The following is a 23,317-nucleotide window of genomic DNA, read 5'->3' on the forward strand; positions in this document are numbered from 1 at the left end:
TGTGGAATGGGACATTATTCAAGGGTTGATTGATGGTAGGCTGCTGATCGTATTGGCAGCCTGCTGGGTGATCGGATATGTATTGAAGAAGACGCCGAAGGTACAGGATTGGACCATCGTTTATATCGTCTCCGGTGTAGCAATTGTATTTTCTATCCTGATGCTTGGCCTGAGTGTGGAGAGCGTGGTACAGGGCGTTCTAGTGGGCGCTGTGGCGGTTTATGGGAATCAGTTGGTGAAGCAGACGAAAAAGGGAGCTGGTACAGATGCAAGCACGTAAACAGGGGAATGCACAGGGGATTGACGTATCCCATCACAATGGTAATATCGATTTCAAGAAGGTGGCAGCGGACGGGATTTCCTTTGTCTTCATGAAGGCGACACAAGGCAAGTCCTTCAGGTCATCGAAGTTCCTTCAGTTCGTGAAGGATGCCAAGGCGGCTGGTCTGCTAATCGGTGCATATCATTACGTGGATGACTCTGCCGGCAGTGTGGATGCTGCAAAGGCAGAAGCACAGAATTTCTTCAGAGCCATTCAGGATGCAGGCGGGATTGGTGTGTTTGATTTGCCACCTGTTATGGACTATGAATCAAACAAAAAGGGCCACAGTAAAGCAACGATTACGGCAGTAGCCAAGACGTTTCTGGAAGAGGTTCACAGGCTTACAGGGGTCAAGCCATTGGTATACACTTATCCGGCATTCATCGGAAATTTCAGCGGTCTGAGCGGGTACCCTTTGTGGATTGCACGATACAGTAATCAAACGCCTGCTGATGCTTCTGGTTGGACACGTTGGGACTTCTGGCAGTACAGCGATGGAGCGGCTGGTGGATATCTGCCACGGGGTAATCGCAAGGTTGACGGGATCAACGGTGCGGTGGATCTGAATGAGTTTGACGGGACAGTTGCAGAGCTAAAGTCCAAGTATTCGAAGAAGAGTGAACCAGTTAAGGAGGACAAGCCAGTGACACAGGAGAAAGACATTAACGTGCCCAGCAAGTGGGCAGAAGCGGCATGGGCAGAGGTTACAGCCAATGGTTATTTTGATGGGACACGTCCGGGGGCGCAGATCACGAGAGAAGAAACAGCGGTAGTCATTAATCGGCTCAGGAAAAATATCCTGGCCTTGATTGCAGGAACCAATGAGGATGTCAAAGACATGGACCTGAGATTGAAGAAGATTGAAGCAACTCAGGAATAATCCCAATCACTTGGAAAAATCAAAGGCCCTTCCAGTTAATCTGGCGGGGCCTTTTTTTTTGCGTTCATTAAAACATATACATACACAATAACCTATTGACTAAAGTAAATAGATATGGTATATTATTTATGGGAGGTGAGAACAAGGATGAAGAAAAAAAGGAGAAAGAAAAAGGAACTCCCGGTGGACAAGCTGGTTACGCTTCTCACGGCCATTGTCAGCTTGCTTACCGCAGTAGTCAACCTCATCATAGTCCTACGCCGATAGGCGGGACTTGAGGGTAGCACGGTCGGTTAATCCCAAAGGCCGACCGTGTGAGTTCCTTAATCCTTCTCTTCCCTTAGTATAGCATGACAAGAAGGGAGCATGTATAATCATGAGTATGTCAAAAATAACTAAAGTGACTTTGATCATCAGTTTGCTTTCGCTGGGTCTAAGTGTCGCTACAATGGTAATATTGATTACGAGGTGATTTGATGGAACGGGACGATCTGATCCGCATCATACAAGAGAACGTAATAACAGCAAGCGAAGCGGTGGAGATGCTTGGTGGATCAAAGCAGAACCTTTCTTCATTGGTGAAACGTAAGAAGCTGCTTCCAATAAAAGAGTCCGGGTCAGTTCGTCTCTTTCTCAAATCGGATGTTGAGGACCGTAAGCGAGAGGCGGAACAGTTGCGTGAGAAGTATAGACCATATGAATGAATATTTTAACCCACCAGCTCATTCCGGTGGGTTTTTCTCTTTTGTCTTCAAGGGCTTTTTCGTAAGAGTCTTATAATACTCCCAAGGTACATTTTTGTAATGCGATCGGGTCTGCTGCTTTTCTCTCTTCTGAATGACTACCTTTAATTCGACGTTTGAAACCTTCCGCTGAAAACCTGACGCATACTCCTTACATTGCGTTAGTCCTCTTTTCTCGGTTTCACCATAAAAAACGTTTAATGTAAAGCCATTCGCAATTAGTTCCATCCTGTACACGTTCATCTGCTTGTCCCTTTCTGGATGTGATTACTTAAATCATACCAAAAACATCCGTTAAAGCTACTTCGTTAAAACAGATAAACGATAATATATAGATAATATTCGACAATATAATACGCATTAACAAGAACGTATGTTCCGTGTATAATGTGAAGTATATCTTCCGTGTAAAGTTAATTCATCGTTTGCAGAAGCCAATAGATGTAAAGTTTTACCTTCGGGACGTTCGACATATTATGACACCGAATGTCATAGGAAAAAGGTATTATTTACATATAAATACCTTACACGCTCATTCGCTTATTTAAGAAAGGGGAAGATATTATGATCGATATAAATGTATGGCTTAACCATACAAATGCCCGTGGGGAGAGCCGACCAGGCTCAATGATAGATCAAATCGTATAAATCTTCAACTCGGCAGCCTAAGGCATACGCTATAGTAAGCATAGCATCTGCAGACATCTTATCCTGATTATTGGCCCAATTAGATATAAGGTGTCTGCTATAGCCTGTTAGCTTTACTAAGTCAGATTGTTTCATACGACGCTCTTTGAGAAGTATTTTAAGTCGGCATCTCCCACGGGAGACTTTGACCACTTTTGTAATTCTCCTTGTGTATAAGGGTGATTCGAGGCAAATTATAGCACGCGGGGAAAATGGGGTAAACATCAATACTTATATCTACCTTTCCAAAACATTAGATATTTAACATGCTGCACGAGAATGGGGAGTGTGATTCGAATTGATTAATAGAGCAGAATCCATAGGAGAAGTGTTTTTGATAGCATGGGAAAAAGGACTACGTATTAATGTAGAAAAAAATGAGAACAGCATAAATTCATACGATGACTTAAGTGTTGATGATCTACTTTGTGTTGGTTGGGATGGGGAAAACCCACCGACAGAAGAAGACGATGTAGCGTTTATCGCGCAGTACATCCAGTTTAAGAAAATCTACTCTTCAAATAAAAAAGCCTGATAAACCAGGCTTTTTTATTTGTTTGTAAAAAGAGTCTATCATGGCGCTATGTACAAATTTAGAGGCCATGAACGCTACGCACCGCTCCTAACCGCGCTGTTGATTCAAGCCTTTCAAGCGATGAGTGAGGAACAGAATTCTGCTTTGGCAAAAGAACCCCCAGCCCCCGTGGCTCATTCCGCCACACATGCTCAACAAACGAAGCCGCAATGGCGGCCTGACGCGGTCACCTATGTCCCGGTGAGCGGCGAGCGCCTGGCCGAGCGCGGCTTCAATCAGGCGGAGCGGCTGGCTGTTGGACTCGCCACCGCTTGCCGCCTACCCATCGTGGATCTGTTGCAGCGCCAGATCAACACCACCAAACAAAGCTTCAAATCACGTGGTGAGCGTATTGAAACGATGAAGAACGCTTTTTCCATCAACCCGGATGGCACGAAGTTAATTGAAGGGCTATACAAGGGATCTCATCTGCCAACACATATGGGCATATCGCGTGCCAAACCCATACAGTTACTGCTGATTGATGATATCTATACAACAGGCAGCACCTTGGACGCTTGTGGCCGGGTTATTCTAAATGCTGGCTTCCACATGGAGATTCCGGTCAATGTTTACACACTGACACTGGCGAGATCCTAATCGGCAAATCAGTATATTGAGCTACTGTTTAATATTCTTCAGGTCTCCCTGCATACACAACCTACGCTTCATCTTTTAATAGATAGGAAAATGCGTTCTCGTATTAGTGATTTCACAATTGCGAATTACTGTCTTCGTATTTATACCGTTTGAAATATAGTTGTTTGATGAAATTATAAATGAAAGCGTAATAAGAAATTTTTTACATGTAAAAAAGAGGAATTGTCTTTCTCGCGCAGAATAGATAGTTTTGCCGTTCACCACAGGTGACAGCATAGGGAGTGGCACAACATATCTGTTGAAGGGGAGAACAAAAGTGGTCGCAGGAAAAAGAAAAAACGGATTTTACTTATGGACTGTCCGTCTACTAGTATTCATGCTGGTATTCGGACAGTTTGGCGTGTACGGGGGGAACCGTGCAGATGCTGCAACGAGTAATAGAATTATCGCATCCAGTAATGATTATCGTTTTGTATTATCAGAACAGAATGGAAATCTGATGGTGAATCAGAAACCGGTTGATTTGGGTTGGGTAAGATCATACAGCTTTTCAGCAACAGGATATTCCTTCTCAAGAAGTCAGTCTATTAGAGGAACTGTTGAAGATATGACCAATGTTACCTTTGGTAAATATACTTCTACCTATACTGGGCAAGTGACTAATGCATTTATCGTTGACTTTTCCGAGGTTTGGGAATATTACAGTACCATGGAATATAGACAATCAGGTATGAATGTAGGTGTTTGGGACATTTCCAGAGTCGATGAATTTGGAATGGAAACACCCAGATATGTACAAAGTTATGAAGCCTCTCAACTTAGTTTGGTGATTAGTGCGGATACGGGCGCTGTGGTAGATTTTGTATCCAACCTTAATCCATATTACACACGCAAGGCAGAATCATTCAGCTTTGTTAAGGAGTCGGGAACAAAGGAGCCAATTACGACGGTTCCTGCTATTCCAACTGGCCTGGTAGCCACAGCGAATGATGCGACGATCAACCTTAACTGGTCAGCTGCACAACAAGCAGTTCAGTATGAGATTGAAGAAAATGGTGTAACTAAAGGTCCATTCTATGGTCTGAACTATACAAGTAGTCCTTATAGAAATAATACAAACTATACTTACAGAGTACGTGGTATTAATCAAAGAGGTACAGGTGAGTGGAGTGATCCATTCTCTCTGAGAACTTTACTTGAAAAACCGATCTTAACCGTAAAAGGCGAAGAGGGAAAGAATACATTGAATTGGAAATCCGTTGAATTTGCAGATCGATATCAATTGCGAATTGACGGAGGAGAACCTATTGAATTGGGCAATGTGAACTCATATGAGCATGACGATTTGGAGGCCAATTCAACACACACCTATGTGCTGAAAGCATTCTCAACTGACAATGAGAGTTCGTGGAGTAAATCACTAAGTCAATTGACAGTACCTAACCGTGCAGATGGTTTGAAAATCACAGATGCTACATTGAATAAATTGTCTGTATCCTGGACTGCTGTTAAGGGAGCTACTGGATATGATCTGGAGATCAATGGGGCGGTTGTTGCGGTAACAGGAACAACATACAACAAGACTGGACTTGCAGCCAATACAGAATATACCTTCAGAATCAGATCCAAAAATGCTGGTGGGGTAGGAAGTTGGAGTGATCCAGTAATGGGCACCACTCAATTGAGCACACCTGTAGTTCAGTCTAATGCCACGGCGGAGGAAGTTGTGCTTGTGTGGGCTCCAATCGAAGGTGCATCTTCGTATGAAATTGAAGCAGATGGAGTTGTTTCTTCAGGTTTAGAAGATCCAATCTTTAACCACACCAATCTGACACCAGGCACAGCGCATAAATATCGTGTGCGGGCAATCAATGAGACGAATACGAGTGCTTGGACAGCAGTAGTGACGCAAAATACCTTGCCTGGCTCTGTCAGTGGGTTGAATGTGAGTGCAGTCACCAATGCAGCCATTACGGTAAAATGGAATGCAGTTACCGGCGCTACAGGCTACGATCTGGAAATTGACGGCACCCCGATTTCTTTGACAGCTACAAGTTATACGAAGAGTGGACTCGCCGGAAACACGGAGCACACTTTCCGTATTCGTTCGAAGAACGTTGCAGGTGCAGGAGCCTGGAGCGAAATAGTAACAGGTCGTACGCAATTTAATTTGCCTGTATTGAAGGCATCCTCTGAGGAAACAGCAATCACTTTGACGTGGACATCCATACCAGATGCTACTGCATATGAAGTTGAAGCAGATGGTGTAATTGTTGCGAATGTAAGTGAATCAAACTACACACACGAAAATATATTACCAGGTACTTCTCATAAATATCGTGTTCGTGTAGCTACTGACAATAACACAAGTGCTTGGACAGCTGTCCTGACACAGAGTACATTGCCTGCAATAGTATCAGGTCTCAATATAGCATCCACAACGAATGCTGCAATTTCCTTGAAATGGAGTGCAGTGACCGGTAGCTCTGGATATGACTTGGAGATTGATGGAGTAGTAGTTCCAGTTACTGGTTTAACATATACGAAGAGTGGTCTTGCAGCGAATACGGACCATACATTCCGTATCCGTTCCAAAAATATGGCAGGTGTGGGTGTGTGGAGTGACGTGGTAAGTGGTACGACTCAACTCAATACGCCTGTTCTGAAAGCATCTTCCCAAGAAGATGCAATTACAGTAACTTGGGCAGATGTTACTGATGCAACCAAATATGAAGTGGAGGCAGATGGTATTGTTGTAACTACGGTTACGGCGCCAGTCTATACACACGAGAGTTTGACTCCAGGAACAACGCATAAGTATCGTGTAAGAGCCCTGACGGAGATGAACGTTAGCCCTTGGACTGCACTTCTCACTCAGAATACTTTACCGGGTTCAGTCACAGGGTTGAGTGTAACCTCTGCAACCAATGTCGCTATCGCGCTTAAGTGGAATGCCGTAACTGGAGCAACGGGTTACGACTTGGAGATTGATGGCACGGTAGTAGCTGTAAGTGGATTAACCTACAACAAGACAGGTCTTGCAGCCAATACGAATCATACGTTCCGCGTTCGCTCTAAAAATACGGCAGGTGCCGGAGCATGGAGTGATCTCATTGATGGTACGACATTGTTGAATACCCCTGTTTTAAAAGCTTCCTCGGAAGAGACTGCGATTACATTGACATGGGCAGATGTATCAGATGCGATCAAGTATGAGATTGAAGCAGATGGCTCAATTGTGGCAACAGTTAATGAGCCGAAGTATGTACATTCAAGTCTTCAGCCAGGAACAGCGCATAAGTATCGTGTACGAGCACTGACAGATACAAACAACGGGGCTTGGACTGCTGTCTTAAATCAAAATACACTACCAGGTTCAGTTACTGGATTGGGCATTACCTCTGTAACGAACACAACAATGGCTTTAAAATGGAATGCTGTAACCGGAGCAACAGGTTATGAGCTTGAAATTGATGGCACGGTAGTAGCTGCTACTGGATTAACCTACAACAAGACCGGACTTGCGGCTAATACGGATCATACGTTCCGCGTTCGCTCCAAAAATGCGGCAGGGACCGGAGCATGGAGTGATGAGGTAAGTGGTACAACGTTATTGAATACCCCTGTTCTAAAGGCTTCCTCGGAAGAGACTGCGATTACATTGACATGGGCAGATGTAACAGATGCAACCAAGTATGAGATTGAAGCAGATGGAGTCGTTACTGGTACAATTAGCGAACCGAAATATGTGCACACTAGTTTGCTTCCAGGAACGGCGCATAAATATCGTCTACGTGCACTGACGGACTCTAATACAGGTGCCTGGACTGCGGTGCTGACGCAAAGTACGATACCTGCTTCAGTTACTGGTTTAAGTATTAGCTCTGTTACCAATGTAGCCATTGCCTTAAAATGGACGGCAGTAACGGGAGCAACAGGATATGATCTTGAGATCGATGGTACAGTTGTACCAGTAACGGGAGTAGCTTATACGAAGAGCGGGCTTGTGACAAATACGGATCACACGTTTCGTATTCGTTCTAAAAATACAGCAGGTGCAGGCATATGGAGTGAGATTGTAGATGGCACAACTTTACTGAACACACCTGTGCTGAAGGCTTCTTCTGAGGAACAAGCGGTCACGTTGACATGGCCTGAAGTTAAAGATGCAACTAAATATGAGATTGAAGCGGATGGAGTCTTAGTGGCTACTGTTAAGGAGCCTACTTATACTCACAATAAACTTATAGCTGGAACAGCACATAAATACCGCGTACGCGCTCTGACCGAAACCAATGTTGGAGCTTGGACTGCGGTCTTGACACAAAATACGTTGCCTGGTTCTGTTACCGGGCTAACGGTAACAAGCGTAACGAACACAACTGTTGCTCTGAAGTGGAACGCAGTCTCAGGAGCGACAGGATATGACCTTGAAATTGATGGCACGGTGGTACCTGTTAGTGGAGTGGTTTACACCAAAACGGGACTTATCGCCAATACGGACCATACATTCCGTATTCGTTCCAAGAATACTGCTGGAGCTGGGGCTTGGGGAGATGTAACAGATGTTACAACCCAGTTAAACACACCTGCTCTGAAAGCAACATCAGAGGAAACAGCTATTACTTTGAATTGGCTTGATATTAAAGATGCAACCAAATACGAAATTGAGGCAGATGGAACAATTGTTTCTACAGTAACCGATCCCTCATATGTTCATAGTAATTTGCTTGCAGGAACATCGCACACCTATCGTGTGCGTGCATTAACGGATAAGAACAGTAGCGCTTGGTCTACGGTCTTGACTCAAAACACTTTCCCGGGCATTGTGACCGGATTGAGCATGAATTCTGCAACAACAGTAGCCATTGCTATGAAGTGGAATGCAGTTACGGGAGCAACAGGATATGATCTGGAAATTGACGGTAAAATAGTCGCTGTAACCGCTTTGGCTTATACCAAAACAGCACTTCTGGCCAATACAGATCATACCTTCCGCATTCGTGCCAAAAATGCTGCCGGCGTCGGTAGCTGGAGTGAGATCGTAACTGCCTCGACCCAATTAAATGTACCAACGACGTTGAAAGCTGTACCTGAAGAAACTTCAGTTACGCTGACATGGAATGAAGTTGCTGGTGCAACAAAATATGAGATTGAGGCAGACGGCATAGTAGTTGCTACGGTGAGTGATCTCTCGTATGTCCATAATGGAGTACTTGGTGGCACCATTCATAAATATCGTATTCGTGCCCTGAATGACACTAATGTGAGTGCATGGACATCAATATTGTCCCAAACTACGTTGCCTGCCAGTGTCTCAGGTTTGAGTATTAACTCAGCAACAACAGCGGCTATCTCGCTGAGATGGGGTGCTGTTACCGGAGCTACCGGGTATGATCTGGAGATTGATGGTACGGTGGTTGCCGTGAGTGGAGTTGCTTATACGAAGAGTGGGCTTGCACCAAATACGGAGCATACTTTCCGGATTCGTGCCAAAAATGCTTCTGGTGCGGGAGCTTGGAGTGAGATCATAACGGGAATGACTCAATTAACTACACCTGTGCTGAAAGGAACTTCGGACAAAACAAACGTTATTCTGACGTGGGACGCGGCTGTGGGAGCTTCGTCTTACGAAATTGAAGCCGATGGGCAAATTGTGGCGACGGTCAGTGATGCAACATTTATTCATTCTGACCTGTTACCGTCCAGTTTGCATAAATATCGTGTTCGGGCATTCAACGATCAGAACACAAGCATATGGTCTTCTGTACTAAGTATTAGAACATTGAATTAGGGATATAAAATTGGGGAGCAGGGATGCGTATATGTGCATCCTACTCCCTTCTTTTGTTTTGCAAATAGACTATGGCTTCATCAGAGAAAATAAGGTAATCTATAGTTATTATCTATTCGGAAATGGAAGTTTGAGAGGGGCGTTTTAGCGATGAATCTAGGTAATTGTCCTCGCTGTGGTAAATTATATGCGTTGAATTTTCGAGATGTATGCTCGAATTGTATTAAGGAAATGGAACAGGAATATCAGATCTGTGTAGATTATTTGCGCGAAAATAAAGGCACCAATATCCAGGAACTATCTGATGCAACAGAAGTTTCGATCAAAACCATTACCAAGTTCATCCGTGAGGGACGGATTTCCATCGAAAATGCCCCGAATATGATGTATCCTTGTGAAGTATGCGGAACATTGATTCGTGAAGGTCATATGTGTGACTCTTGTCGTCATCGCTTGACGAAAGACTTAGCTAGTGCAGCTCGTGATGTAGGTCAGAAGGATAACGGCAATATAGGCGGACGAACCTACAATGCTGTCGACAAACTACGCGATTCATAGGAACGAGGTCTTAAATACAGATCTTGCTATAACAAATGTTTTGAAACGTACCGATAAACTTATTAAAGATTATCGGTTTTTTTTATTATCCTAATCATCTCGATAACATAAAGATAAAGTAAGAAAAACGCATATCAATGTAAAATTCTAACGTGGAAGGAAGTGTAGTTCATATGAAAATCAATGAACCGAGTAGAATTGGAGCAATCAATTCATATCAAAGGAACGTTGAATCCAATCAGCAGGCTGATGCCAAGAAGAACCGCCGTAAGGACGAAGTATCCATTTCTCCGGAGGCGATGAAGATGCTTGAGGAACAAAGTCGTACACAAGATGCAGGACGCATTCAGCGGATACAGGAACTGAAAGAACAGGTCAGTTCGGGAACGTATCAGGTAGACAGCAGCAAGCTTGCTGACAAATTGCTACCGTATTTTAAGTCTTTTGATAAGGAATAGGTGATCACGTAATGGCAGCATTGGACAGATTAATTGCAGTTTTGCAGCAAATGGAACAAAGTCACCGCGATATGCTGGCACTCAGCGAGGTCAAGAGACAGGTCATTGTCAAAAACGATGTGGATGAACTCATTGCCGTTCTGAACAAAGAATCCCGTTTCATGAAACAACAGGAGCCATTGGAGATTGAGCGGCAGAGCGCAGTTCACGAATTGCTTCAGGAGCGGGGCATCAAGTCCATGCTGAACCTGAATATCACCGAGATCTCAAAGCTGATTTTTGATCCGGCTGACAAACTGCGATTGCTTGAAGTCCAGAAGAAGCTGGCGGGAACACTGCAGGAGTTAAAGGAAATCAATCAACTGAATCAAAAGCTGATCGAGCAATCGTTGATGTTTATTGATCTCTCAATGGACATCTTTGCTTCTCGGCCAGAACAGGATGCCACATATCAGCATCCTGCTGATAAGAACGGCAATCCAGGGCGAATCGGTCTGTTTGACACGCGTGCCTGATTAATTAGGGGGAAACCAGGTGACATCTACATTTCATTCAATCGAAACGGCTAAACGCAGTTTGTTCACACAGACGACAGCTCTTAGCACAACAGGTCATAACGTAGCCAATGCCAATACGGAAGGGTACTCACGCCAAAAGGTAAACATGCAGGCATCCATTCCAATGGAGCCATTTGCATTTCTGCATAGCACAACACCAGGACAGCTCGGTACAGGGGTAGAGTTCGACTCCATTACCCGTGTGCGTGAGAAATTCTTGGACGACCAATATCGTAATGAAAACACCAACTTCGGGAGTTGGTCCATTCAACGAGACACGCTTGAGAAACTAGAAGCTATTGTCAACGAGCCATCGGATACCGGATTTCGGACTGTTATGGATAACTTCTACAAATCATGGTCAGATCTGAGTAAAAACCCTGAGGACGTTACGGCACGCCGAATTGTTAAGGAAACCACACTCGCTCTTACAGATGCAATGAATCAGATTAGCCGTCAATTGGATGCGCTTAGTCAGGATTTGGATAGTAACATCGCTGTGAAAAGTAATGAGATCCAGGGTTACCTGGGTAACATTGCAAACCTTAATAGTGCCATCGTGAAAATTGAGTCTCTTGGAGACAATGCCAACGATTTGCGTGACCAACGTGATCTGATGACAGACAAGCTGTCCAAAATCATGAACGTTACCGTTACAGATTCTCCGCAAGGATACCAGGTTCAGATGAATGGACAGGCACTCGTCACAGGCGGGGCAGTACAAGTGGCGGTAGATCCTGCTTTTCTGAATGCCGCGTATACAGCAGGCACGCTCACTAATGGTGAAGTCCACGGCATGATTAAGTCCAGAGACACGTTGGTGAGTGATTACCAGAAACAAATGGATGACTTGGCTAATACCCTTGCTAACGGAGATATTGAAATTACTCTTCCTGCTGGCTCGGTATTGCCAGACAATACTGTACTGGATGGTGTTACATACACAGGTGCAACACGCACACTCGCTACAGACTTGAAGGTTACGGTCAAAGGACTGAACGGTCTGCATCAGCTTGGATACAGCATGGATGGAACTAACTCTGGAGGAGTCCCATTCTTCACAGCAGCAGGTGGGGGAACAGCCATTACAGCTGGCAATATCTCATTGAATGCAGAAATTTTAGCTGATCCGAATAAAATTGCTACTTCTTTGCGTACAACAGATGCGTCCGGCACAGAGACTGTAATCAAAGGTAATAATACACTTGCCATCTTGCTCGCGAATCTGAAAGATACACCGATGAAATCTGCAGACGGGTTACGTAATGCAACGATCGGTGCACAATTCAGTGCCATTGTGGGACAACTGGGGGTACAATCTCAGGAAGCTGCACGTCAGACATCCAACTCGGAGTTCCTTGTGGAGCAAGTGGACACCCGTCGTCAATCTGTTAGTGGTGTATCGCTGGATGAAGAGATGGCCAACATGATCAAGTTCCAGCATGCCTATAGTGCATCTGCGCGTTTTATGACCACATTTGATCAACTGCTTGATAAATTGATTAACTCTACTGGCGTAGTAGGCAGATAGTTAAGGAAGGAGTAAGCATCTATTATGAGAATTACTAATAATATGTTGAGTTCGCAACTGCTTTTGAACTTGAACCGGAATGCACAACAGATGAATAATACCCAGACTCAGTTAGCGACAGGCAGGAAAATAAACAAGCCTTCTGATGACCCTGTAGGGATCACCTATTCCCTTCGCTATCGTGCAGAATTGTCCTCTAATGAGCAATATCAGAAAAACGTGGACAGTGCAGTTTCTTGGCTGGAATTCAATGACACTGTTTTGAACCAGGCTGGAAACGTAATGCAACGTCTTCGTGAGTTAACGGTGCAAGCTTCGACGGGAACAAATCCTCAATCGGCATTGGATAGTATCAATGAAGAAGTACAACAACTTAAGGAACAGCTTGTGGATATATCCAACAGTAAACTGAACGGAAAATATATTTTTAATGGCGAGACCTATGATGTTAAGCCTTATGAATTCCCTTCTAATCCAGATGGCTCTTTCGACACAACCAATGCTGCTTCTGTTGTAACGGATAAAGGTAAGATTAATTTTATTGTTGGTGAGAGTGTACAATTACCAATTAACGTGGATGGTAATGAAGTGTTTGGTACAAGTACAGAAGATGACAATTTATTTGTTATTATGAATACAATTATGAAAGCATTGTCGGATGGTGACCAGAAGGAGCTTTCAAATCAACTTGATAACATTGACAGTCGGATGGACAAAATGCTGGCAATTCGCTCTGAGATTGGTGCGAAGACGAATCGTGTTGATTTGATGATGGGCCGATTAGATGATCTAGGGATTAACTTAACCAATCTTCAATCCAAGGTTGAGGATGCCGACTATGCAGAGCTTGCTATACAATCTAAGATTCAAGAGAATATTTACAATGCTTCCTTGTCTGCAGGTGCCAAAATCATTTCTCCGTCTTTGGTAGATTTCCTAAGATAGAAGGGGGAACGGACTCTTGAAGACTCTTCCTGTCGTTCAGATTCGAACAACGCCATCTATTCTTAACTTTAATGTTGATCCTGGGCATTACTCCATTCGTCAGCCTAAGGCGGAAGTTCAACTAAACACCAGACCTGCCAAACTTACAGTGGAGAGTCATCCGATTACTCTTCATGTAGATCAGAGCAAGGCCTTCTCTGCATACAATGGTGGAAATATGATTGACATGAATGCCCGAATTTACTCGGGTATTCAACAACAGTTTTTGCAAAACATGGCTGAACGCGTTCAACAAGGAAATCAGTTGGCGGCTATTCATAAACCTAGAAACACGATAGCTAATATTATTGGTACGGACTGGAAACCAAAGCCTTTTCCAGAAACGAGGACTCCCGCATCATTTGATAACGTAGATATTCAAATTGATACGAGACCGCCAGACATTAGTTATGAACCAGCTGTCTCCGAAATGAACGTTATTGTTAATAAACCGGAAATTGAGTATCAACGAGGTAAGTTGGATATCTATGTGAAACAGTATGCATCAGTTCAATACACTCCACCTGCCATAGATGTGGGGTTATGAGTTATAATGTAGAGCTATAGACGGTCTCGGATGCAGCCCTCTATGGCTCTTTTTGTATATATTATTAATCGCCAAGGAGGCGTTCGTTATTATTATTCATACAAGTACCTGGGGAGATGTAGAGGTTAGTGGGGAAGATGTATATCAGTTTCCCAAAGGTTTGCCTGGATTTGAAGAAGAGACGGAGTTTGCGCTAATTCCATGGGAGGGAACGCCGTTTAGTTATTTACAGTCTGTGCGAGAACAGGATTTATCGTTCTTGTTGGTAAGTCCATTTACGTTTGTGCCCGATTATAGCTTTGAGCTGAGCCATGCGGACAAGGAGGAGATGGGAATCATTGATCAAGTATCGGTGTATTCCATGGTTACGATCCATTCCCAAACGAATAAATCTACAATGAACCTTCTTGCACCTATTGTGCTTAATCCCGTAAATCGTGTGGGTAAGCAAGTTGTACTCCATCAATCCAGCTATGAGACACGTCATCTCATATGGGCAGAAGATGAAGCAAAATCAGTGAAGGGTGGAGTCTGACATGCTGGTACTATCACGAAAAAAGGGCGAGTCCATCATCATTCAGGATCACATTGAGGTGACTGTACTTGCCGTAGAGGGTGATACGGTACGAATAGGTATCTCTGCACCCAAGCATATTGATATATTCCGGCAGGAGATATATGCATCGATCCAAGAAGCGAACCGTGAGTCTGCAACACCTCTAGCAGCCAACGTTGAAGCGTTTATGGAACGTTTGCGAAATGATAGTAATAAAAAAGAATAAAAAAATTCCAATTTGCTATAAACAGTTGCTCCTCTTCTGTCGATATATTATTTAGACGCTGCTTCGGCAGGGCGGCCGACCTTAATGTCGCGGCGTTTACCACAAGGATGTGGAACTAACTTATTTTCAGGGAGGAAATATCAAATGATTATTAACCACAATATCGCGGCGTTGAACACTCATCGTCAACTGTCTGCAAACACTGCTAACACTAACAAAAATATCGAGAAACTGTCTTCTGGTCTTCGCATCAACCGTGCTGGTGACGATGCTGCAGGTCTGGCAATTTCCGAAAAAATGCGCGGTCAAATCCGTGGTTTGGATCAAGCATCCCGTAACTCGCAAGATGGTATCTCTTTGATCCAAACTGCTGAGGGTGCATTAAACGAAACTCACTCCATCCTGCAACGTATGCGTGAACTCGCAGTTCAATCCGGTAATGATACGAATACTGCTGGCGACCGTAAAAACCTGCAAGATGAAATGAACCAATTGAATGAAGAGATTGATCGCATTCAATCTACTACGCAATTCAATACTAAGAACCTTCTTGACGGTTCTATGGGTAAAGCTGTTAACTCTGCTGTTGCGAATGTTAATGTAAACACTAGTCTTACAGTTTCAGCAGCTGGAGGATTGACTACAGGAGCTAAGGCTACAGATCTTTTGGATAAAAACGGTAACGATTTAGGTATTGTGAATGGTGATATTGTTACAGTATCTTATGTAAAAGATGGGACTACTTTTACTAAGGATCTTAAAGCATCTGTTGCTACTCTTGCAACTTTAGGTGTTGGTACAGCCGCAATCACATCTGCTGGTTCTGCTGTATCAGGAGCATTGAAAATTACATCTTCAGTAGCTGGTACTGCAGGTGCGATCAATGGTTTGACGATTTCTGTGAAAGATAAAGACGGAAATGTCAAAACAGCAGCAACTAATGCTCTCTCTTCCTTCACAGAGCAAACTGCAGCAACAAATAAAAGAACTGATGGAACAGCAACATTCCAAATCGGTGCTAATACAGGTCAAACAATGAATCTTTCCATCGAAGATATGGGTACTTCTGCTTTAGGCGTTAAAGGATTGCAGGTCTCCACACAATCCCAAGCAACAGTGGCTATTAAAGTTATTGATGTGGCGACACAAAAAGTATCTAGCGAACGTTCTAAACTGGGTGCAATTCAAAACCGTCTCGAGCACACAATTAACAACTTGGGAACAGCCTCAGAGAATCTAACTGCAGCTGAATCCCGTATCCGTGACGTTGACATGGCTAAAGAGATGATGCAACAAACTAAAAATAACATTCTGGCACAAGCTTCGCAAGCAATGCTGGCTCAAGCTAATCAACAACCGCAAGGCGTTCTGCAATTGCTCAGATAATTCCTTTTTCGTAGTAATAATGCCCCACACTTGTGGGGCTATCTTTTTATACAAGGAAACAAAGTTATGCATAAAGGGGAATAATATGTTGGAATTTTTGGATAATAATATAAATGTTTTGTCGAGAAACTCACTACACTGGATCAGTGAGCCTATAGATAAAGAAATCTCCTTTCAATTACATGAAAAAGATCATGATAAAGGTGATTTAGTTGAAGTTGATGGTAGCTTTATATATATAAAAAATGATTTTGATGAGAGCAGTAAGCCCAATCCAGACAAAAAAGAATTGATTTTTGTTATGGGTATTTATTCGATAACTGAAATTATGCAGTTGATTCAAACTATGAGCAAAGAGTCTTTTTTGGTAATCATAGAACCAGGATTTTCATTTTTTAATTACGTTTTAAGTGATGAAGATCTATTATTTTTTGAGTCCTCAAACGTAATTCTTTTTGCTGATGATTTGAGTAATATACCTGTATTTTTAGATCGTTTGTTTTCGACAAGCTTAATATTTTACCTGAAAAATATTAATTTTTATTTCACCTCATATTATAGGAACCATGATGTCGATTCATGTATCTCGCTAGTGAGAGAAGTAAAAGGAGCAGCTAAATACAAAACTACAATCTACGGAAATTCTGTTGATGACAGTTTAATTGGCTTTAGACATAATATGAAAAATATTAAACATATTATTCGATCAAAAGATGTTTCCCAAATCAAGGGGATCTTTAGTAATATTCCGGCAATTGTCGTAGCGGCGGGTCCTTCCCTGAACAAGAATATTGATTATATTAAACAATTCAAAAATAAAGCCTTAATTATTGCAGTGGATACTATTGCTGAACGACTGCTTAAAGAAGGCATTACCCCTGAGTTTATTTGTTCGGTTGAGAGGGGAGAAATGACATATTCCTATTTCTATAAAGGCAAGTCTTACCCATCGGAGGTTTCTCTAGTAGGTCCGTTACTTCTTTATCCAAACATTTTCGAAGAGTTCAAGAATGAATTAATCATTCCGATACGAGAAAATGTAGGTGAATATGCCTGGTTGAAGGAAATGCTAAATCTTGCAGATAATAATTCTATTAGCATGGGACAATCATGCGCTCATGTTGCCTTCGGATTGGCAGAACACCTGGGTGCTTCACCAATCATTTTGGTTGGACAGGATCTTGCTTACGGGAAAACTCAGGAGGAAACGCATGCAAGTAATACTATATATGATCTGAAACCTGTGACTACTGCCACTAATGTTAAAAGTATAACTACGGATGGCTATTATGACGAACAGGTGGAAACAACAGAGATTTGGAATGCATTCCGAAATTGGTTTGAATCCGAAACGTTTAATAAAAAGTTGAATGTTATTAATGCAACAGAAGGCGGTGCGAAAATTCACCATACCGTGCAAATGAATCTTTCTGAAGTATACGAAAAGTATTGTAGTGACAGTTTAATCGATTTTCAGGAGAAAATAAGAAGTGCAAATAATTATCCAGTAGATATGGATCAGGTTTTTCTGAATTTGCAGAGAGAACTTAAGAGCTTTAAGGCTATTAAAAGGAAACTTGAAGAACAACTTAGTCTGTTGTTAAAAATTAAAATAGAAGCGGACTTTACAGAAAAAAAACTCTTAAACGTCTTGAATAACTTAGAGAAAACGGACGTTATATTTAATGAAGTAATGGGCAATATGCTCTTACGTCATAATTTACAAGCCATGTTAATCACAACCGTTTGGAATCTATTTGAAATTGAGCAAGTTCTGACTGCTGAGAATTTAAGCAGGAACAAAGATGTACAAGTTAATTTTCTGGAGACGGGTATAGTGGTCTTAACTGAACTCATTGAAGTATTGGAATCAACGATTATAAATTAAAATTGAAAAAATATAGAAATAGTAATTGGAAATTCAGAAATTTAATGAGAGATCAATTCTCAGGAGGCTACAGTTGATGAATATAGAATTATCCTTATCCACAAATGGGGCAATAACTACCCAACGTAGTACAGAACACTCTAATTTAAACAATACTGCAGAAAACTCCACGAATTTCAAGATGAATTCTAACGAATTAGCGTTTCCAAAACGTCAAGCGACAATAGCAAGGGTAGCGGACGAACAGCTTGTCAAAACAATCGAGCGTGCAATTAAATCATTACAAGGTCCTGAGACTTCTCTGGAAATTAGTGTTCACGAAAAGACACATGATATTATGGTGAAAGTATTGAACAGAGAAACTGGTGAATTAATTCGTGAGATTCCACCTGAAAAAACATTAGATTTAGTAGCTAAAATGATGGAAATTGCTGGGATTATTATTGATGAAAAAATCTGAACTAAAGGGAGAAAGTTATTATGGTAACTCGTATTAATGGTTTCTCAGGTATGGATATAGATAGTCTTGTGAAAAGTATGATGACTGCAAAACGTGCTTCATACGATAAAATTACCCAAAATAAACAATTAGTCGAATGGAAGCGTGACAGCTATCGGGAGATAAATAGCAAGCTCTATGATTTTCGTTTTAATAAATTAACGGATAAGTATGGTAAAGATTCAGCATTAAACGCGAATAAAGCTATTGTTACGGGGAATACGGATGCACTTAAAGCAGATGCCACTGCTGATGCTAATGGGATTGATATGAAAGTACAAATATCAAAACTTGCAACAAGTGCTACCGTGCAAACTACAGGTACGGATAAAACTTATAAAGGTACTTCTACTCTTGCAGAAGTTGATGGTGTTAATTTAGCGGGAATGAGTGAAACTGATCGTAAGAATTATCTTGATAAAGGCTTCGACCTAGTCATCAATGGTGTAAGTTTCAAAGATGATAATGGAAAGCCATTGTTCAATGGTCTTACATCAATTTCAAGTATGATTTCTACAATTAACTCTAATACCAAAGCGAATGTTAATGCAAGTTATGACGAATTAACAGGCCAGTTGATCATTCGCTCTAAGACAAGTGGCCCTGCTGGTAAGGTAGATATCGGAGGGAACACTGGTACAAATTCTGTTATTAATTTATTTGGTGGTACACCTGATAAAACAGTTATCGAGACCATCGGCGCAGGTTCAGGTTTTTTAGGAAGTACCAAGTTGTCTGCACTTACTGGAGGCACTGAACCTTTTTCTCTCAAAGTTAACAATGAAACTTTTAGTTTTGCAGGTTCTGTTACTATTGATGATGTCATAGCAGACGTATCGTCTCGAGCAGGTGCGAATGCAACAGCAAGTTTTGATAATGCAACTGGGAAATTGGTGTTCACCTCCAAAAATGGAGATCCAATTAAACTGGGAACGGATACTGGTGATAACACCTTACTGAATTTGTTTAATGGTGAGAAAACATTTAAATCTGGTGAAAATGCAAAATTAAATATTAACGGAATAGATGTTGAGAAGGATAGCAACAACTTCATATTAAATGGAATTACATTCAATTTACTTTCAACAACCCCCCCTGGCGAGACCGTTAATATAACAACTCAAAGAAATCCCGATAATGTTTTGGAAACTATTAAGGGATTTATTGAAGATTATAATTCTTTACTCAGTACATTGAATACCAAAACGAGTGAAGCAAAATATCGTAGTTTTGCGCCACTTACAGACGAGCAAAAGAAGGATATGAAAGAGTCCGATATCAAGGCATGGACAGAAAAATCACAAAGTGGGTTGCTAAAAAATGATGATATATTGACATCTACGGTATCGCAGATGAGAATGATCATCACCGCGAATTTGGGTGATCTTAGTGCTATGGGGATAACTACAGGCAAGTATTATGATGAAGGTAAACTTATACTGGATGAGTCTAAATTGAAGACTGCTATCACTGAAAATCCTCAAAAAATATTGGATCTATTTCAAGGACCGGGGAGTTCTCCTTCTACGGGGATTTTTGATAAGTTGGCTGATAAAGTTAGTAATTCAATCAACACGATTTCTGATCGTGCAGGTACTGACCGTTTTTCTGGCTCGATCACAGGAGCTTATAAACCTGAGAGTGTTATGGGGCGTGAACTGAAGTCATATAATAGTCGTATGGATACAATGCTGAAAAATCTTACTATTGCTGAAAATAGATATTACAAACAATTTACTGCAATGGAACAGGCAATTAGCAAATTAAATTCCCAGTCTTCCAGTTTATTATCAAGTCTGGGCTCGAATTCATAATTAGAGGTGAGCGAATTGATTAATTCTCCTTACAATAAATACAAACAATCGGCGGTCCAAACTTCAACTCCAGCTCAACTGGTTGTTATGCTGTATGATGGAGCAATAAGGTTTATCAAAACTGCGCTTCAAGGCATGCAACAACATGATAATGAGAAGACAAGTACAAATCTTGGTAAGGCCCAATCTATTGTCAGTGAATTGATGGGCACGCTTAATTTTGATTATGAGATATCGAAGAATTTGTACTCACTTTATGAATATACCAACTATCTGCTTATCGAAGCGAATATACGCAAAGATCATCAAAAGATTGAAGAAGCGTTAAGTTATCTAGTTGAGTTACGTGAGACTTGGGTTCAAGCAAATAAATTAGCATTAGGTCAAACGGAAGCAGCTAATGGATAATTATATCGAACAATTAGAAAAGTTAACCACTTCATTTATGGACAGTATCGAGATATGTTCTTATGAGGAAGTAGAAGAATTCATTACTAAGAGACAATCCATTGTGGATTTCATTAATATGGAATTGCAAAATGAAGAAGTATCCACTGAAGATCAAAAAGACAGGATTAAACGAGTTCTCAGATTGGATCCGGTGATACTGGGGAGAATGGAGTCACTCCGTCTTGAAGCTCAGGAATGGTTGTATAATCGTAGGCAAGCGGCAACACAACGGAGTGCCTATGAATCTAATTCCTCATCTGGAAGTATTCTTATGGACCGTAGGAAATAACGGAGAATTTATGTGTAGTTAACCTCTCAGTTTAAAATTGAGGGGTTTTTTTTGTTGTAAGGATTCATATAGTAGGGTTTTATACCGATAATGATATTAATGATACTATTAATGAAAAAATACTGTGAAGTCGCATTAATTTAAGGATGTGCATAAAAATGAAATCAATCTATACTGAAAAAAAGATTCTCGTTATAGGTGGTACAGGAACTATCGGAAAACAGTTGGTGCAGCATTTACTCAAATATAATCCACATGTTATTAGGATTTTCAGTAGAGATGAGCATAAACAATATGAATTGAATCATGAACTTAGTTCTTTCTCTGATCAACTTCGATTCTTAATCGGAGATGTGAGAGATTTATCCAGACTGATGAGAGCTATGGAGGATATTGATTATGTTTTTCATTTAGCTGCAATGAAGCATGTACCTTCATGTGAATATAATCCTTTTGAAGCGGTACAGACCAATGTTATTGGAACACAAAATGTTATTCAGGCTGCAATTTCTAATGGTGTGAAGAAAGTATTGTTTACAAGCACTGATAAAGCAATTTCTCCGACCAACACATATGGAGCAACGAAACTTACCGCGGAAAGACTGATTTCGGCTGCAGAGTATCAAAAGGGTTCAAAAGATACTGTATTTTCATCTGTAAGGTTTGGTAATGTTATGGGATCACGTGGTTCTGTAATTCCATTGTTTAAGAAACAGATTATGGAGCAGGGAAAAATCACAGTGACTGATTTGGACATGCTTAGATATATGATGACTCCTACACAAGCTATTGATCTAATTTTGCAGGCTAATGATAGAGCTGTGGGAGGAGAAGTGTTTGTTCTCAAAATGCCTGTGATTCGTATTGGTGACTTGGCAGAGGTTTTAATAGAAAAGGTATCTGAGCATTATCGTATTTCTAAACAGGTGGATATACATGTGATTGGACTTCGCCCTGGTGAAAAAAGATATGAAGAACTGATGACTATGGATGAACACTTGATAGCTGAGGAAGATGAAAATATGTTTATTGTTCCCCCTTTTTTTAGTGAAGAGGCTAAGAAAAAAAAACTTTCATATGTTACTCCTTTGGAAATGATTCCGATTCCTAAGATGCTCATTGCTGATTGGTTGGAGACAGAAAATCTTATTTGATTTCAGGGGGATTTTATGAACACTATAGCCATTATTCAGGCTCGTATGGGCTCTAATCGTTTACCCGGAAAAGTAATGAAAATTTTGGGGGATCGTTCTGTATTAGGTCATGTAATTAAACGCTGTCTTGCAATCCCTTCGGTTAATCAAGTTGTAGTTGCTACTTCTAATTTGGAAGAGGATACAATCATTTGTCAAGAGGCAGAACGTTATGGGGTATCTTATTACCGAGGGAGTCAAGAGAATGTTCTCAGTCGCTATTATGAAGCGGCTAAGGAAAATGGAGCTGAAAATATTGTTCGTATTACTTCAGACTGCCCACTCCTTGATCCAAATATCTCAGAGTCAGTAATTAGTCATTTTTTGGATAATAATTTCGACTACTCAAGTAGTGGGTTAAGTGGGACATTCCCCCGAGGACTGGATACGGAAGTTTTTACTTTTTATGCATTAGAAAGATGCTATTTGGAAGCCACAATTGAATATGAGCATGAGCATGTAACTCCATATATATATCAACATCCTGAATTTTTCAATTTTTATAAGTACTATAATTCAGAAGATGATTCTCGATATCGATTAACATTGGATACACCAGAAGATTGGAAGTTAATTCAGCTTATCTATAAGGAACTATATAAAGGGGAGATTTTTTATTGGGAGGAGATACGTCAACTGTTAAAAAATCGTCCTGAATTAATGATGATTAACGAAGGAGTTAAACAAAAGATTTTGGGAGAGTGAGATAAAATAACAAGGATTTGTTTCCCGATGCTACATCGGATCTATATTGGACTAAATCCTGTGTTGGTAAAGGATG

Annotated in this window: 23 protein-coding genes; 22 read left to right on the forward strand and 1 reads right to left on the reverse strand. The window is 41.3% G+C overall.

The features are described from left to right. Position 1 precedes the first annotated feature (1 nt). The 3 genes from QVE09_RS16380 (at position 2) to QVE09_RS16390 (ending at position 1,906) form a co-directional block, all read left to right on the forward strand. A complete protein-coding gene (locus tag QVE09_RS16380) occupies positions 2–280 on the forward strand; it encodes a phage holin family protein (RefSeq protein WP_315937637.1) in 279 nt (92 codons plus the stop codon). Then, a complete protein-coding gene (locus QVE09_RS16385) occupies positions 267–1,202 on the forward strand; it encodes a glycoside hydrolase family 25 protein (RefSeq protein ID WP_315937638.1) in 936 nt (311 codons plus the stop codon). The genes QVE09_RS16380 and QVE09_RS16385 overlap by 14 nt, the downstream gene beginning before the upstream one ends. A gap of 476 nt (positions 1,203–1,678) precedes the next feature. Beyond that, positions 1,679–1,906 carry a helix-turn-helix domain-containing protein gene (locus tag QVE09_RS16390; RefSeq protein ID WP_315937639.1) on the forward strand — a complete coding sequence of 76 codons (228 nt, stop codon included), beginning with the start codon at positions 1,679–1,681 and terminating at the stop codon, positions 1,904–1,906. Positions 1,907–2,569: 663 nt separating this feature from the next. Here QVE09_RS16390 and QVE09_RS16395 read toward each other — a convergent pair. Then, positions 2,570–2,857 (reverse strand): helix-turn-helix domain-containing protein, encoded by a 288-nt coding sequence (locus QVE09_RS16395; RefSeq protein WP_315937709.1) that lies wholly within the window; start codon positions 2,855–2,857, stop codon positions 2,570–2,572. 73 nt (positions 2,858–2,930) lie between these two features. Between QVE09_RS16395 and QVE09_RS16400 the strand changes: the two genes are divergently transcribed. The 19 genes from QVE09_RS16400 to QVE09_RS16490 all read left to right on the forward strand — a co-directional run bounded on the left by QVE09_RS16400 (position 2,931) and on the right by QVE09_RS16490 (position 23,241). Then, positions 2,931–3,167: a hypothetical protein gene (locus tag QVE09_RS16400; protein WP_315937640.1), complete on the forward strand. Its 237-nt coding sequence runs from the start codon at positions 2,931–2,933 to the stop codon at positions 3,165–3,167. Positions 3,168–3,335: 168 nt separating this feature from the next. After that, positions 3,336–3,806, forward strand: coding sequence for a ComF family protein (locus QVE09_RS16405; protein WP_315937641.1), 471 nt, complete (start codon positions 3,336–3,338; stop codon positions 3,804–3,806). A 316-nt stretch (positions 3,807–4,122) separates the two neighbouring features. Next, positions 4,123–9,600, forward strand: coding sequence for a fibronectin type III domain-containing protein (locus QVE09_RS16410; protein WP_315937642.1), 5,478 nt, complete (start codon positions 4,123–4,125; stop codon positions 9,598–9,600). A 150-nt stretch (positions 9,601–9,750) separates the two neighbouring features. Continuing rightward, positions 9,751–10,158 carry a TIGR03826 family flagellar region protein gene (locus tag QVE09_RS16415; RefSeq protein WP_076328744.1) on the forward strand — a complete coding sequence of 136 codons (408 nt, stop codon included), beginning with the start codon at positions 9,751–9,753 and terminating at the stop codon, positions 10,156–10,158. 173 nt (positions 10,159–10,331) lie between these two features. Beyond that, positions 10,332–10,616 carry a flagellar biosynthesis anti-sigma factor FlgM gene (gene flgM, locus QVE09_RS16420; protein WP_315937643.1) on the forward strand — a complete coding sequence of 95 codons (285 nt, stop codon included), beginning with the start codon at positions 10,332–10,334 and terminating at the stop codon, positions 10,614–10,616. Between the two features lie 11 nt (positions 10,617–10,627). Continuing rightward, positions 10,628–11,131 (forward strand): flagellar protein FlgN, encoded by a 504-nt coding sequence (locus tag QVE09_RS16425; RefSeq protein ID WP_076319201.1) that lies wholly within the window; start codon positions 10,628–10,630, stop codon positions 11,129–11,131. A gap of 19 nt (positions 11,132–11,150) precedes the next feature. Then, positions 11,151–12,704, forward strand: a complete 1,554-nt coding sequence (gene flgK / locus QVE09_RS16430; RefSeq protein WP_315937644.1) for a flagellar hook-associated protein FlgK — start codon at positions 11,151–11,153, stop codon at positions 12,702–12,704. Between the two features lie 24 nt (positions 12,705–12,728). Then, the gene (gene flgL / locus QVE09_RS16435; RefSeq protein WP_315937645.1) at positions 12,729–13,649 is read left to right on the forward strand and encodes a flagellar hook-associated protein FlgL; all 921 of its coding nucleotides are present in this window, start codon (positions 12,729–12,731) and stop codon (positions 13,647–13,649) included. 16 nt (positions 13,650–13,665) lie between these two features. Beyond that, the gene (locus tag QVE09_RS16440) at positions 13,666–14,235 is read left to right on the forward strand and encodes a DUF6470 family protein (RefSeq protein WP_315937646.1); all 570 of its coding nucleotides are present in this window, start codon (positions 13,666–13,668) and stop codon (positions 14,233–14,235) included. A 52-nt stretch (positions 14,236–14,287) separates the two neighbouring features. Then, positions 14,288–14,770, forward strand: coding sequence for a flagellar assembly protein FliW (locus tag QVE09_RS16445; RefSeq protein ID WP_315937647.1), 483 nt, complete (start codon positions 14,288–14,290; stop codon positions 14,768–14,770). Between the two features lies 1 nt (position 14,771). Beyond that, positions 14,772–15,017, forward strand: a complete 246-nt coding sequence (gene csrA / locus QVE09_RS16450) for a carbon storage regulator CsrA (RefSeq protein WP_110000849.1) — start codon at positions 14,772–14,774, stop codon at positions 15,015–15,017. Positions 15,018–15,161: 144 nt separating this feature from the next. Continuing rightward, positions 15,162–16,403 carry a flagellin N-terminal helical domain-containing protein gene (locus QVE09_RS16455; protein ID WP_315937648.1) on the forward strand — a complete coding sequence of 414 codons (1,242 nt, stop codon included), beginning with the start codon at positions 15,162–15,164 and terminating at the stop codon, positions 16,401–16,403. A gap of 85 nt (positions 16,404–16,488) precedes the next feature. Next, positions 16,489–18,291 carry a motility associated factor glycosyltransferase family protein gene (locus QVE09_RS16460; protein WP_315937649.1) on the forward strand — a complete coding sequence of 601 codons (1,803 nt, stop codon included), beginning with the start codon at positions 16,489–16,491 and terminating at the stop codon, positions 18,289–18,291. Positions 18,292–18,367: 76 nt separating this feature from the next. Beyond that, on the forward strand, positions 18,368–18,751 hold the full coding sequence (locus tag QVE09_RS16465) for a flagellar protein FlaG (protein ID WP_315937650.1): 384 nt from the start codon (positions 18,368–18,370) through the stop codon (positions 18,749–18,751). A gap of 20 nt (positions 18,752–18,771) precedes the next feature. Next, complete coding sequence (gene fliD / locus QVE09_RS16470) at positions 18,772–20,604, forward strand: flagellar filament capping protein FliD (protein ID WP_315937651.1); 1,833 nt, start codon at positions 18,772–18,774, stop codon at positions 20,602–20,604. Positions 20,605–20,610: 6 nt separating this feature from the next. Further along, positions 20,611–21,012 (forward strand): flagellar export chaperone FliS, encoded by a 402-nt coding sequence (gene fliS, locus QVE09_RS16475; protein ID WP_315937652.1) that lies wholly within the window; start codon positions 20,611–20,613, stop codon positions 21,010–21,012. Next, positions 21,005–21,343, forward strand: coding sequence for a hypothetical protein (locus QVE09_RS16480; RefSeq protein WP_315937653.1), 339 nt, complete (start codon positions 21,005–21,007; stop codon positions 21,341–21,343). The genes fliS and QVE09_RS16480 overlap by 8 nt, the downstream gene beginning before the upstream one ends. 158 nt (positions 21,344–21,501) lie before the next feature. Continuing rightward, positions 21,502–22,497 (forward strand): UDP-N-acetylglucosamine 4,6-dehydratase family protein, encoded by a 996-nt coding sequence (locus QVE09_RS16485; RefSeq protein ID WP_315937654.1) that lies wholly within the window; start codon positions 21,502–21,504, stop codon positions 22,495–22,497. A gap of 15 nt (positions 22,498–22,512) precedes the next feature. Then, positions 22,513–23,241, forward strand: coding sequence for a cytidylyltransferase domain-containing protein (locus tag QVE09_RS16490; protein WP_315937655.1), 729 nt, complete (start codon positions 22,513–22,515; stop codon positions 23,239–23,241). Positions 23,242–23,317: the final 76 nt, after the last annotated feature.

It is taken from the genome of Paenibacillus sp. ClWae2A (genome assembly GCF_032452295.1).
In the GTDB taxonomy this organism is placed as follows: Bacteria; Bacillota; Bacilli; order Paenibacillales; family Paenibacillaceae; genus Paenibacillus.